General features: G+C 54.7%; 11 protein-coding genes. 9 read left to right on the top strand and 2 right to left on the bottom strand.

The features are described from left to right. Window positions 1-10: 10 nt before the first annotated feature. The 5 genes from BCV73_RS22190 to BCV73_RS22170 all read left to right on the top strand — a co-directional run bounded on the left by BCV73_RS22190 (window position 11) and on the right by BCV73_RS22170 (window position 5,389). Window positions 11-643, top strand: a complete 633-nt coding sequence (locus BCV73_RS22190) for an HlyD family secretion protein (RefSeq protein WP_089548559.1) — start codon at window positions 11-13, stop codon at window positions 641-643. A 373-nt stretch (window positions 644-1,016) separates the two neighbouring features. After that, a complete protein-coding gene (locus BCV73_RS22185) occupies window positions 1,017-1,598 on the top strand; it encodes an SLOG family protein (protein WP_076173566.1) in 582 nt (193 codons plus the stop codon). Between the two features lie 65 nt (window positions 1,599-1,663). Continuing rightward, on the top strand, window positions 1,664-2,650 hold the full coding sequence (locus BCV73_RS22180) for a Gfo/Idh/MocA family protein (RefSeq protein WP_089548558.1): 987 nt from the start codon (window positions 1,664-1,666) through the stop codon (window positions 2,648-2,650). Then, entirely contained in the window at window positions 2,650-3,174 is a 525-nt protein-coding gene (locus BCV73_RS22175; protein WP_089548557.1) for a hypothetical protein, read from the top strand. Before BCV73_RS22180 ends, BCV73_RS22175 begins: the two co-directional genes overlap by 1 nt. Before the next feature lie 289 nt (window positions 3,175-3,463). Then, window positions 3,464-5,389: a PAS domain S-box protein gene (locus BCV73_RS22170; protein WP_089548556.1), complete on the top strand. Its 1,926-nt coding sequence runs from the start codon at window positions 3,464-3,466 to the stop codon at window positions 5,387-5,389. A 106-nt stretch (window positions 5,390-5,495) separates the two neighbouring features. Here the strand turns inward: BCV73_RS22170 and BCV73_RS22165 are convergent, their stop codons facing one another. Next, window positions 5,496-6,941: an esterase-like activity of phytase family protein gene (locus BCV73_RS22165; protein ID WP_089548555.1), complete on the bottom strand. Its 1,446-nt coding sequence runs from the start codon at window positions 6,939-6,941 to the stop codon at window positions 5,496-5,498. 236 nt (window positions 6,942-7,177) lie between these two features. On the opposite strand from BCV73_RS22165, the gene BCV73_RS22160 reads away from it, so the two are divergent. From BCV73_RS22160 to BCV73_RS35135, 4 genes are all read left to right on the top strand, one after another. Beyond that, the gene (locus BCV73_RS22160; RefSeq protein WP_089548554.1) at window positions 7,178-7,771 is read left to right on the top strand and encodes a nitroreductase family protein; all 594 of its coding nucleotides are present in this window, start codon (window positions 7,178-7,180) and stop codon (window positions 7,769-7,771) included. 505 nt (window positions 7,772-8,276) lie between these two features. Then, complete coding sequence (locus BCV73_RS22150) at window positions 8,277-11,138, top strand: family 78 glycoside hydrolase catalytic domain (RefSeq protein ID WP_089548552.1); 2,862 nt, start codon at window positions 8,277-8,279, stop codon at window positions 11,136-11,138. Between the two features lie 298 nt (window positions 11,139-11,436). Continuing rightward, complete coding sequence (locus tag BCV73_RS22145; RefSeq protein WP_076173574.1) at window positions 11,437-12,453, top strand: TIR domain-containing protein; 1,017 nt, start codon at window positions 11,437-11,439, stop codon at window positions 12,451-12,453. Further along, the gene (locus BCV73_RS35135; RefSeq protein WP_167372905.1) at window positions 12,450-12,620 is read left to right on the top strand and encodes a hypothetical protein; all 171 of its coding nucleotides are present in this window, start codon (window positions 12,450-12,452) and stop codon (window positions 12,618-12,620) included. Before BCV73_RS22145 ends, BCV73_RS35135 begins: the two co-directional genes overlap by 4 nt. Before the next feature lie 132 nt (window positions 12,621-12,752). Here the strand turns inward: BCV73_RS35135 and BCV73_RS22140 are convergent, their stop codons facing one another. After that, window positions 12,753-13,661, bottom strand: a complete 909-nt coding sequence (locus tag BCV73_RS22140; protein WP_089548551.1) for an RCC1 domain-containing protein — start codon at window positions 13,659-13,661, stop codon at window positions 12,753-12,755. Window positions 13,662-13,663: the final 2 nt, after the last annotated feature.

The raw sequence follows: 13,663 nt of genomic DNA, 5'->3' as shown, positions 1-13,663 counted from the left end.
AACAGGCAAGATGAACATTCGTTTAATCATCGGAAATGTTGTGGGCGTGCTGGTCGTGTTTGTACTGATCGCAGCCGGCGCCTATGTTTATTACCAAAATGAAAACTACATCAAAACAAGCGACGCGGTCGTGTCCGCGGACATGATGCCCGTCGTATCCACTTACAGCGGTGTGCTGACCGACTGGCATGTCAAGACCGGATCGAACGTGACGGACAAGGACGTCGTAGGCACCGTATCCGACGGAACGAAGGCCGTACCGGTCAGCACCCGGATGAACGGTAAAATCATCAAGAGCGATGCGCGGAAGAACGAGCTGGTTCAGGCGGGACAGGTGCTCGCACAGGAAGCCGACTTGGATCATATGTACATCATCGCCAATATTAAGGAGAAGGACCTGAAAGACCTGAAGGTCGGCCAAAGCGTCGATATTAACGTGGACGGAGATTCGGGCAAAACGTTCAGCGGAACGGTCGACGAAATCGGCTATGCAACGACCTCGGTATTCTCGGTGCTTCCGCAGCAAAGCTCAACCGGCAGCTACACCAAGGTCACCCAGAAGGTGCCTGTCAAAATTTCGATCAACCAGCCTTCGGATAAAGTGCTTCCCGGCATGAACGCCGAAGTGAAAATTTCTTTGTAATCTATATAAGTTGAAACATTGAAATGGATGATGGGGCAAGTACGTAAAATGTCCCTGCGATCGCTCTTGTTTTCGGATTTCTTGATTTTTTTGAACCTACGGTTTAACTTATATATATTTCTGTAAAGGGGTACCTCCCCGCCACGATGGATTGGCGGCTGGTGCCCTTTTGGCAATCTTTCGGCGTTTTGGACCACTCCCTGTAGCCTTGATTTCGCCGCTATCATCTCCATGCTGGAAAGAGCGGCACCGAGCACAATCTGAATTTGCGGTGGAAGCCGTAAGGCAAAACAAGGTATGATAGAAGGAATGAATTACTCGCGGATTATCTGTTGAGGAAGAGGCATTCCAACTAAGTTAAGGTGTTGATGGTATGAAAAATTGTCTGGTCACCGGATACCGGGCGCATGAGCTGAACATCTTTGGGCAGAAGCATCCGGGCATTCCGTATATTAAGCAGGCGATTACGGCCAAGCTGATTCCGCTCCTTGAAGAGGGACTGGAGTGGGTTATCACCCCGGGGCAGTACGGCGTGGACCTGTGGGGCATCGAGGCGGCTATTGCGCTGAAAGAGCAGTATCCAGAGCTCAAATGCTCGATCATTTCGGCCTTTGCCAGCCCGGAAGAGAAGTGGAAGGAAGACAAGCAGGAGTATTACCGGCAAATTCTCAGAGAGATCGACTATTACGGCGTCGTCAGCAACCAGCCCTACAGCGGCCCGTGGCAGTTTGCAGCCAGGGATGATCTGCTGTTCCGGAAGACGGACGGCATCGTGCTCGTATATGACGAGGATGCAGGCGAGGGCACCGGCAAATTTTATAAGGAGAGAGCCTTGAAGAAGCAGCAGGAAGAGGGCTATGAGTATATTAACATCAGCTCTGAAGATATTCAGTCCATGGTGGGCGAGGCCGCTCATGACATGGATTCCGAAGTGGACAGCTTCTTTGGGGAATGAGACAATATAGTCATCGTGAGTATTCACAAAGACAGAACTGACAAGTTAGGAGAGGAAGCGAGAAGATGATACGATTCGGGGTAATCGGAACCAACTGGATTACGGAGCGGTTTCTGCAGGCTGCCGCGGAGAATGACCAGTTTCAGCTTGCCGCAGTATATTCCCGGACCCTGGAAAAGGGAGAGGCTTTTGCCGCAGAGCACGGATCTCCGCGGGTGTTCACGGATCTCGAGGCAATGCTGTCGGACGGGGTTGTAGACGCGGTCTACATCGCCAGCCCGAACTCTTTTCACGCGGACCAGGCGATCCTGTGCATGAACCACGGCAAGCATGTGCTGTGCGAGAAGCCGATGGCTTCGAACAGCTTGGAACTGAAGCGGATGATCGAGGCGGCCCGCAGCAATGACGTGCTGCTCATGGAAGCGATGAAGTCCACGCTGATGCCGAATTTTAGAATCATGAAGGACAACCTGTACAAAATCGGCCAGATCCGGCGGTATTTTGCCAGCTACTGTCAATATTCCTCGCGCTATGACGCCTTTAAGGAGGGGACGGTGCTCAACGCCTTCAATCCCGAGTTTTCCAACGGTTCACTCATGGACTTGGGCATATACTGCATCTATCCGATGGTTTCGCTCTTTGGCCGGCCTGAATACGTGAAGGCGACAGGTATCATGTTGTCATCAGGCGTGGATGGGGAAGGCAGCATGGTGCTGCGCTATCCGGAGATGGACGCGGTCATCATGTATTCGAAAATATCCGACTCCTTCCTGCCTGCCGAGATTCAGGGTGAGAACGGAACGATGGTCATCGACCGGATCAACCAGCCTTATGAAGTGAAAATCCAGTACAGGGACGGCACGGTCGAGGACCTCACGCAGCTGCAGACCCATGAATCGATGTACTATGAGCTGGACGAGTTTATCCGGCTGATCGAACGCGGCAAACGCGACAGCAAGATCAATTCTTTGGAGAGCTCCCTCATCGTCGCGGAAATTATGGAGGATGCGAGACGCCAGATCGGTCTCAAATATGCGGCAGACGTATGGTGATGTTCGATCCGAGCATTTTCGACAACCTGAAGGTGGCGGTGGAGAACCTGGTCTACGACCTGGACAACCTGGACGGTGCGGTTCGCGTCACCGGCCGCGACGACCGGATGGAAATGTCGGTCATGTCGAGGGAATTTGCCATTCGGTTCGTGCGCAGCGGGAACGAAGCGGTGACCGCAGAGATCGGCCTTGCCGCCTCGCTGGCCGATTTGGCCGCGGAGCTGCTGGAGCAGAAGGAGGCACAGCCAGGGTGCACGATCCGAATCCGCTTTTATATGGAAGTCGGTCCGCAGGGCGAGGCATGTGCTGTCATCCAGAGCCTGCTGGAACAGCGGTGGCCGAAGCAGTCGGTATCCCAGACGCTCAGCTGGCGCTATGGCGATGAGACAAAACGCTTGTCGAATACGGCGGAAATCCGGTTTGCCCGGAAAATCGGCGAGGAACAGATGGAGGATCTGCCGGGGCTGCTGGAGCATGTCGTCCGGACCCTTGACGAACTGACCGCGCTGCTGAAATCCGAATAAACGCAAGGAAGCCTGCAGATCTGCAGGTTTTTTCTTTCTGCCGATTTATCATTACGTTCGCTATAGCATTGCCTTCCGGCAAAGGTTGGAACTATAAATTTCGCCACATTTCTGTCATAATGATCGTCAAAGAGGTTTCAAAATCGTCAATTTTGTTTATATCTCTTTATAAGCATGCTTATGCTTATTTTGGTTTGTCAGGGGTCGGACTACAGTTCCTTTAAGATATAAACGCGATGGAGAGAAAAATACAAAAACCAGGCTGTACTACCATGGCAGGAGGCGCAAAATGAACAGAGTACAGAATGAAGAGGAGTATTCTTATTTACAGCATGTGTACCAAAATGCTCCTTTTGGTGTTGCCGTGATTACCGTCCGGGGAGAATGGGTTCAAGCAAACCCGGCGCTCACCCGCATTCTGGGATATTCCTGGGAGGAACTTCAGCAACAGCGTTTTGAAAGATTGATTTACCGCGAAGATCTGGAAACCAATTTGAGCCAGGTGAAGAAGCTTATTCAAAATTATCCAGAGCAGACTTCCGTCGAAATCGAAGGCCGCTACATCCGGAAAGATGAGAGAACCGTGTGGGCGGCCGTGCATATTTCTATTATGCCGGACGCGGAGGGAAATCCCGAACATTACATAGTCGTTTTGAACGATATTTCCCATACGAAGGCTGCCGAGCAGAAGCTGCAGGAAACCGTCGAGCGGTATACCTCCCTAAAAAGATATAACCACGACGCGATCATTTCACTCGATTTAAATGGAAATATTTTGAATGCCAATACCCGAGCCGAGCAGATGACCGGCTGCAAGGTCAGCGAGATGGCGGGCAGGAGCATTGCGCGCTTTATCGGGGAGCGGAACCTGCAGCGGGTGTTGAAGGAAGCGCTGAACAACCCGACCGTAGAGCAGGATATCAAGACGCTCCGGCATAAGGACGGCCACATGGTGGAGGTCATCACGACGCTGGCACCCATCATCATCAACAACAAAAATGTGGGCTTCTATATCATTGCCAAGGATTTCACCGAGCAGCGGCAGCTCATTATGGCCAAGGAGCTGGCGGAAAGTACGAATAAAGCGAAAAGCGAATTTCTGGCGATGATGAGCCATGAGATCCGGACGCCGATGAATGGTGTCATCGGAATGACGGATTTGCTGGAGACGACGACGGACCTCGACGATGAGCAGAAGGAATATATCGAAATTATCCGCAAGAGCGGTGAAACGCTGCTGGCCATCATCAACGATATTCTGGATTTTTCCAAGGTGGAAGCCGGTATGACGGAACTGCAGGAGGATATGTTCGATCTGAAGCAGTGCATCCAGGAAACGTTCGATATGGTGTCCGCCAAGGCGAGCGCCAAACAGCTGGAGATGTCCTTTACCGTTGAGGACGACATTCCGGAGATGCTCTTCGGGGATCCCAAGCGGATCAAGCAGGTTCTGATGAACCTCGTGGGCAACGCGGTGAAGTTTACGCTTCATGGAGGGATTACGGTCAACGTCCGGAAGGTGTTCGAGGAGGACGAGCTGATTGATCTGGAATTCAAGGTATCGGATACGGGCATTGGCATTCCGGATAACAAGCTGGAAGCGATCTTCGAACCGTTCTCCCAGGTGGACAATTTCATGACCCGCAATTATGAAGGAACCGGGCTGGGGCTGGCCATCAGCAAGAAGCTCGTGAACGTCATGGGCGGCCATATATGGGTAGAGAAAAAGGAAGGACCCGGAACGACCTTTGTGTTTACGGTCCTTCTCAAGAATCGACAGGAGCCTGAGCATGCCAATAGCTGCGAACAAAAGGAAACATCCGATACCGATCCGCTCAACATTCTGATTGCGGAGGACAATGAGATCAACCAGATCGTGCTCCGCAAAATGCTGGAGAAGCAGGGCCATGCGGTGACCGTCGTCACCAACGGCCACGATGTGCTGCGGGCGGCCGAAAACACGACGTATGACATCATCTTCATGGACGTCCAGATGCCTGGCATGAACGGACTGGAGACGACCCGCAAGCTTCGGGCGACCCTGCCGAAGGACAGCTGCCCGATGATCGTGGCGGTCACGGCCAACGCGCTGAAGGAGGACCGGGATATTTGCCTCGGGGCAGGGATGGACGAATACATCAGCAAGCCCGTCAAAAGCCAGCCTGTTCTTGCTGTATTGGAGCAGGTCAAGCGAAAGGTTGGCAGCCGGCGGTAACGGCAGGGCGAAGATTGACCGCCAATTCCTAAACGGGTTTTCGCGGAACCCAAAAAGACCGGCCACGGAGGAAGTCTCCATGGCCGGTCTTTTATGGATTTGCGCCTTATTTTAAATCGTAGGGAAGCTCGAAGGTCCACAGGTCCGTACCGTTTTCCTTGGCATCGGGATTGGTGACGCCAAAGTCATTGTCGTTCACGATGACCAGCGTATGTCCGTTCACGAGCGAGATGCCTTCGATTTTCTCGTTCGGATAGTTAAATTCCACCGCATCGAGCACGGTCCGCTTGAGCGGCGTCATAATGCCGGCTTGGCGAAGCTCGGCCGGGCTCATCTGCTCCAGCGTTTTGCCGCTGGGTCCCGCCTCGTCATACTTGCCGAGAATGTTGGTTGCATCGGTCAGGTTGATGGCATAAATCCGTTTGAGCTGGGCGGCATCGCCGGCATTTTTGTCGCGTTCGTCGATCAGCAGGGTGTTCTCATCGATGACGTTAAGATCAGAAATGACGATATCGGATTGCTTCAGGTCCTTGAACTGGCCAGCGTCTTCAGTAAGATAGGCGTATTCGGCCACCGGCTTGAGAGTGGCCAGGTCGATCTTCAAAATGCGGAGTGCCCGGGAATTATCGACGCTCTTGTCGGGATTCCGCAGCGGGCTCTGCATAGCCATAAACATCCACTTCCCGTCCGGCGTAATTCCGACCGCTTCTGCACCGCGGTTCTGGCGGCGGTCCAAATAAACCGCAGGCAGCGTATCCTTCAGCGGCAGCGCTGCCGTGTTCAGCTCGGAGCTGATCCCTTGGGGCGCCAGGCGCTGCACCAGCGTACCGTCGCGTTTTACCTGTACAAGGTAAGGGCCGTACTCGTCGGAGATCCAGAATGTATCGTCCTGCGGGTTATAAGCAAGCCCTTCGACATCAAGTCCATAAGGATCGTAAGAGATGACTTTCTGGGCGGTTGTCTCATAAGGGACCTCGTCCCGGGATTTTAGGTTCGGCAGTCCTGTAATCTTGCTGCTGCCCGTCACGGGATCTGTTCCGTTGATTTTGAGCGGAATGGTCTCAAGGACGGCGATTTTCCCTTGATCCAGCTGTATTTTATAGATGGACGGCGTATAGTTCGGCAGCGGGAACGTCCGGCGGGTCTCGCCGTTTACGTCGATTTCCCCGTTCGGGCCGCGGTCAGCCGTCGTATAGAAGACGTTATCCGGGTCGCCCGGGATATGTGCCAGCGAGGAGCCGATGCCAAATTTGATGCCCTCCGCCAGATCCGCATGATCCAACGTGTATTTACCGGTCAGCTTGGGCTTGTCCGTAAAAGAAGCCGTTTGGCGAACTTCGTCCCAGTCGACATACTTGCCGAGCAGGTTGCCGAGGTCGCGGATCGGAAAATACAGGTGATCCTGCTGCTCAACGGCAGGGACGGACGGTGTAAACGACTGTCCATTAACGGAATACTTCACATCGGCCGGTGCTGCCGATGCGCTCTGAAGCAGGGCTGTGCCCCCCACGGACAAGGCCGCGAGGGCGGAAACGAACCATTTTTTTGTCATAGTGATGAACCCCTTCCCGAAGGATATGTATAAACAGCTTGTCTGCTTCAGTGTACGCTTGCAGTGTTAACGCATCATTATCGGAACGTCACCGCAGGGTAAAAGGGGGTAAACCTCCGTCTTCACGCAGCTTGGAGAAGCCCGGGAATCGCCGGGTTAGAAATCGCGGTCCGTTTTTTGCTACAATAGTACACAGGACTTGAATAAGCATTCTTAAAGAGAGTGGGGAATGAGATATGAACGTATCGGAAGCGATCCGCTCCAGACGGAGCATCGGGAAAGTGACGCAGGAGGAAGTGCCTGCCGCCTCCATTGAACAAATCCTGGAGGCGGGCACCTGGGCGCCGAACCACCGGATGACCGAGCCATGGCGCTTCTTCGTCCTTCGCGGGGAAGGACGGGAATTGCTCGGCAACGCATTGGCGGAAGTCGCTTTAGAGCAGGCGGGCGGACCGGGATCCCCGGAAGCCGAAGCGGCGGCGGAATCGGCCCGGCAGAAGCCGATGCGCGCTCCGGTTGTCATCGCGGTGGCGGTCACGCCGAAGGATCACCCCAAGGTGATTGAACTGGAGGAGTACGGAGCGGTGTTCGCGGCGATCCAGAATATGCTGCTGGAAGCCCATGCTCTGGGCCTCGGAGCGATCTGGAGAACTGGCGAGCCGACATACCACGCCAAGATGAACGAGCATTTCGGTCTTGGCCCGAACGACAAGGTACTCGGCTTTATTTATCTGGGCGTTCCGGCTGAAGGACAGGCGCCTCAAGGCAAACGCACGCCTTACCAGGATTTGACCGTCTGGGTGGACCGGGCGGATGCATTAAAGAAATAGAGGGTGGCTGAATAATCCGTCTGCTCTTATGCGGAAGAAGAGCCTGCGCGGCAAGCGCGGGCTTTTTTTCGTGAAACGGGAAGATGACCCGTCAGGGGGAGCATATTTCATAAAATGCGGTTGGATAGACGCCAAACATCATTCGTTCGTCCACCTTTCTAAATCAACATAGCATTGCTCGATGGAGCAGCTTTTCAGTATATGTTCAGGGGTTAATTGATGGGGATCCCACATCGCCTTGCCTTCGATTTGTAACCATAACGAAGCTTCTCTAAGAATGGAAAAGAATTCGTCCAATTTGCCCTCCGTTATATTCCTGATTTCTAGCCTCAAATCTTCCTCCTCCTTACCATCAATAACATAACCGCAAATTCAAGGCGTGCAGCTACAATACTGTGTTTTCCATTCTACACTGAGTGACTGAATTCCTTGAGCTGAATTTCACCGCTTTACTTGACAACAGGGCGGTGATTGTACAAAGCTAAGGGCAGAGAGGAGGCTTATGATGGATAAGCATTGGAAGGCGTTGTGGATTTGGGGGGAGGGAGAGCCAAGCCCCCGGAATGAATGGAGATGCTTCCGCAAGACCTTTGCCTATGAGGGGGACACGGGACGGCCCGTATCGCTCAGCATCACCGCAGACTCGCGCTACGTTCTTTTTGTAAACGGTTACCTGGCCGGCAGGGGAACGACGCGCTCCTGGCCGAAGGAGCAGATGTATGATACATACAGCATCGGGCACCTGCTGCGTCCGGGGGCTGACAATACGATTGCGGTGCTTGTCCTTCATTTTGGACTTGCCAATTTATATTATCTCGCCGGGCGCGGCGGACTGATTGCCCAGGTGGAGTACGGGGACGAGGTGATCGCCGCCACGGACCGGACCTGGAGAACGGCCAAGCTGGCGGCCCAGGACAGCACTTCTCCGCGGATGTCTTGTCAGCAGGGATTTGCCGAAGTGTATGACGCCAGGCTGTGGGATGAGGCATGGAACCAGCCGGGATACGATGACGCCTCCTGGAGTGCCGCGTTGGAAATTGGCCCGGCAGGCACGCAGCCGTGGACGCGGCTCATTCCAAGGGACATCCCGTTCCTGACGGAAGAGAAGAAGTACCCGTCCAAGGTGATGTCTTTGGCCCGCGTCAAGGCACCAAGGTTCACGGCCGCCATCGACCTGCGGAACCAGATGGTGAAAGACAGCATCACGCACGCCAATCCGGTGGGCTTTACCGGCCTCTTGGCTGCGGTACTGGTCATGGAAGAGGATGGCGAAGTAGCCATCGGCTTTCCGACCGGCACGCGGGCCGACGATCTGTACGTCGACGGCATCCGCTGCAACCCGGCACATGTGGATCAGCCGGAAACATACTACACGCTGACCTTGGGCAGCGGGAGTCATCTGCTGCTGATGGACATTACGTCCGGCGACCATGGCTCGGTGTTCCACATCGGAGTGGACAGCGAGGCGGCGTTTACGCTGAGGGCTCCACTTCACGCGGCACGAAATGAGGAGGGCAATCCGTTTACGGCCGTCGGCCCTTTCGATGCGGTTGAGTATATCGATTACAAGGACGGCCGGGAGCTCCGCAGGGACGATCCGGACTATTTACGGCTGAAGACGATCCGGACCGAGCAGGAGCTTCAGGGCTATGAACGCTGGATGCAGCCCGTGTCGAGACAGCTGTATTCGGCCGTGGATGTATTCGGGGCCAGCGTGTGGCGGACGCTGAGCGAAAAACACCGGGTGCCGCAGGAGCTGCAATTTGCAGTGCTGCCGACGCAGAACTTCGCACAGCTCGAGGCGTTCCCCGATGGTGACTGCGAGATCGTGATTGATCTGGGCAAGGAGCGTTCCGGTTTTATCGGCTTCGAACTGGACGCGCCGGAAGGCACGGTCATTGATGCGTACGGGGTCGAATACATCAAGGACGATTACCGGCAGCATACGTACGGCCTCGAAAATACGTTCCGTTATATATGCCGGTCCGGCCGCCAGTCCTACCTGTCGCCCGTCCGCCGCGGCTTCCGGTACTTGATTCTGACCATCCGCGAACAGCGTGGTCCGGTGAAGCTTCACGAAGTATACATCCGTCAGAGCACGTATCCCGCCGCCGAGATCGGCGCGTTCCGCTGCTCGGACGCCCGGTTGAACGATATTTGGGACATCAGCCGTCACACGACCCGGCTGTGCATGGAAGACACGTTCATCGACTGTCCTTCCTATGAGCAGGTGTTCTGGGTCGGGGACAGCCGCAATGAGGCGCTCGTCAATTATTATGTGTTCGGCGTGACCGACATCGTCAAACGCTGCCTGCGGTTGGTTCCGGGATCGGCAGACATGACGCCGCTGTATGTGAACCAGGTGCCGAGCGCCTGGAACAGCGTGATCCCGAACTGGACCTTCTTCTGGGCCATCGCCTGCCGCGAATTTATTTCCCATACGAACGACACGGCGTTTGCGGCGGAAATCTGGCCGGCGGTTCAGCTGACCATGGAGGCCTACCTGGAACATCTGAACGGGGACGGACTGCTGGAGATGAAGGGCTGGAACTTCCTGGACTGGGCTCCGATCGATCAGCCGCGCGAAGGCATCGTGACCCATCAGAACCTGTTCTTGGCCAAGGCGCTGCGCGATGCGGCAGCCATTGCGGCGGCGGCCGGGCAGAAAGGGACGGCCGCCGCATATGAGGAAGCATCCGGTCGGCTGACGGAAGCCATTAACCGGCATCTGTGGTCCGATGAACGCCACGCCTATCTGGACTGCATCCATGCGGACGGCCGCCGTTCCGATACTTTCAGCATGCAGACCCAGGTGGTCGCCTACCTGTGCGGGGCCGCTTCCGGCGGCAGAAAAGCGCTGATGGAAGCCTATTTGAAGTTTCCTCCCGCGGATTTCGTGCAGATTGGCAGCCCGTTCATGTCCTTCTTCTATTACGAGGCGCTGGAGGAAGCCGGCCAGTTCGAGCTGCTGCTCGCCGACATTCGGGCCCATTACGGGCAGATGATCGATAACGACGCCACCACCTGCTGGGAGATGTACCCGAACTTCAGCGAAAACCGGGCCAATCCGAACCAGCTTACCCGGAGCCATTGCCATGCTTGGTCCGCCGCCCCGGGATATTTTCTGGGCGAATGCATTCTCGGCGTAAAACGGCTGGAGGACGGATGGAGCAAGGTGGCGGTCGCTCCCCAGCCGTGCGGACTAAGCTGGGCCAGCGGCATCGTTCCGCTGCCGGACGGCGGCGAAATCCGCGTCCGCTGGAACGTTTCGGACAACCGGATGACGCTGCGCGTAGAGTCTCCGGCCGATGTGGAGGTCGAGGTGCGTTTTCCGGAAGGAATGCAGGGTGAGGTTGAGCTTGTATAGCGGAAAAGGATATCATTCAAGCGTTTATGGTGGAGACGTACCTTATACGGCAGATGCTGTCTGAGGCAGGTCGTCCGTTCCCTGTACTTGGCTTGTACACGAAGGCTGCGGTTCAGCAGGGCTGTCCGCAGTCCTTTACTTTTTGTAACCTTTTTATATAGACAAGTTCTGTCAGGCATACATAGCAAACTTTGAAATCATGGGCGGACTTTCGTAAGCGCGAAAAGTAACAGTCATTGAATCTACCATGCTATGATATACTGATAATAGGTAGATTATGGATGTTCTGGAGGGAGTTATGGACAAACCTTTCGTTTTCATCGGCTCATCCAGGGAAGCCATTCCGATCGTGAATGCGGTGCAGGAGGAACTGGAGCACTACGCGGTCGTGACTCCTTGGCATAGAGGAGTGTTTCACGCCAACCGTTATACGATGGAGGACTTGGAAGCCCAGATCCAGGGTAGCGATTTTGCGGTTTTTGTGTTCCACCCTGATGACGTGACGCTCGTGCGGGGTAAGTTATATTATACAGCCAGAGATAATACGGTGTTTGAGATGGGCTTGTTTTGGAGTAAACTGGGAAGAGAACGGGTATTTTTTCTCGTTCCGTCGCATATTCCTGAGCAGGAGGATGAGGAGGAGGAACGGATTGAAGGCTTTAAGACGCCTTCGGATCTGTTCGGCATGACCACGCTCACTTATCAGATGAACCCGCGCAACTGGAATGCGGCCGTGGGCGTCTCGTGCAGTAAAATCGGCAGCATGATCGAGCATTGGGGCAGCAAACAGAGCGATCCTTACGATCTGCTCCGTGAATCCGAAGAGGAGAGGGACAGGCTGCTGAAGATTATCGGCTTTTTTGAGGAATTGAATCATAAGCCTGCACTCGATACGGATATTTACAACCGGATCTGCCGGGCGCTGCGGCTGTCGTTTATTTCCACGCCGTATACGGTCAGCGGCACAGCACTTTTCAAAGCCGGTGACCGTACAATAAAGCAGGTCGGCAGCGACGGGGTTGGCGAAATCGGCTATGAATATTCCTTGGATGCCAATGTCAACCTGAGACCGGGAGAAGAACCGATCCATGTGGTGGACGTTCACGCCAGCGGAAATGTGACATTTAGTCAACGAAATCGCAAATCGGTTGTGAAGGAATATATCTTGTGTTATCCTTTAGCGAGAAGATACGTGTTCACGGTCCACCTGAGGGGTTCCGTCCAGGTCACGGAGCAGATTTTTGAGGAGATATGTTATCTCAATAAAGCGTTACTGGATTCAATTCATGATTTATTAGGAGGGGAATCGTCATGAGTCAACGACACAGACCCACATTTCGCAAATATGGTCTTAGGAGTCCGGCGATCCTGCCTCTGAGCGGGCTGAAGAAAGTGGTAGCCCCGTCCGTTGACGGCCCAGACGAAACGTATACCGTTCTCTTTGAGAAGAAGGCGGAATACGGCAAACCCGTATACAAATAATGACGCTAGACCGCACTCCGTCAGGATGCGGTCTTTTTATATGATCGGATTGTGTCCCGCCTGATTCAATGTCGCATACCCCTTGCCTAATTCGAAGTCCGGCTCATGTTTTCGTGTGGAATGTCAAGTTATTCATATTGATAACGAAGTGCCGGGCAGTAGGATGCCGCGCCAGCCGCTGACATTGCACTGGCCATATTCGTTGTGACCCACAGCCACCACCATGCCATCCGATTTCAGGCCAACGGTATGCGTACATCCCGCCGCGACGGCCACCATATCGCGCCAGCCGCTGACATCGCACTGGCCATATTCGTTGTGACCCACAGCCGTCACCGTGCCGTCCGATTTGAGGCCGACGGTATGATAACTGCCCGCCGCAATCGCCACCATTCCGCTCCAGCCGCTTACATCGCATTGACCATGCTTATTCAGACCCACAGCCGCCACCGCACCATCCGAGTGAAGCCCGACGGTATGAAGGTAACCTGCGGCTGTTGCGACCATGCCGCTCCAGCTGCTAACATTGCATTGGCCATACCGATGATTACCTACAGCCGTTACCGTGCCGTCCAATTGAAGGCCCACGGTATGCCAGTCACCCGCTGCGACCGCAGCTATATCACGCCAGCCGCCGACGTCGCATTGGCCTTCATGGTTTCGGCCCACGGCTACTACGGTGCCATCCGATCGCAGGCCGACGGTACGGCGCCAGCCTGCCGCAACCGCTGCAATATCGCGCCAACCGTCTACGCTGCATTGGCCATGCTTATTCCAACCCGCCGCGACCACCGTACCGTCCGACTTCAGACCGACGGTATGGGCATTGCCTGTGTTCGCCGCCATATGAACATTACCGGCCGCAACCGCCACCAGATCACGCCAGCCGCTTACATCACATTGGCCGTATTTATTATCGCCCGCAGCTGTTACCGTGCCGTCAGATTTCAGACCAACGGTATGACGAGGACCCGCCGCTATAGTTTGCCTAGGCCACTGTTTCACCTTTAACGCCGCTTCTTTCGATGTCATGCCATCCATGT

The organism is Paenibacillus sp. SSG-1, from assembly GCF_002224835.1.
Taxonomy (GTDB): Bacteria; Bacillota; Bacilli; order Paenibacillales; family Paenibacillaceae; genus Paenibacillus_AQ; species Paenibacillus_AQ favisporus.
This window is presented reverse-complemented; position numbering and strand designations above follow the sequence as displayed.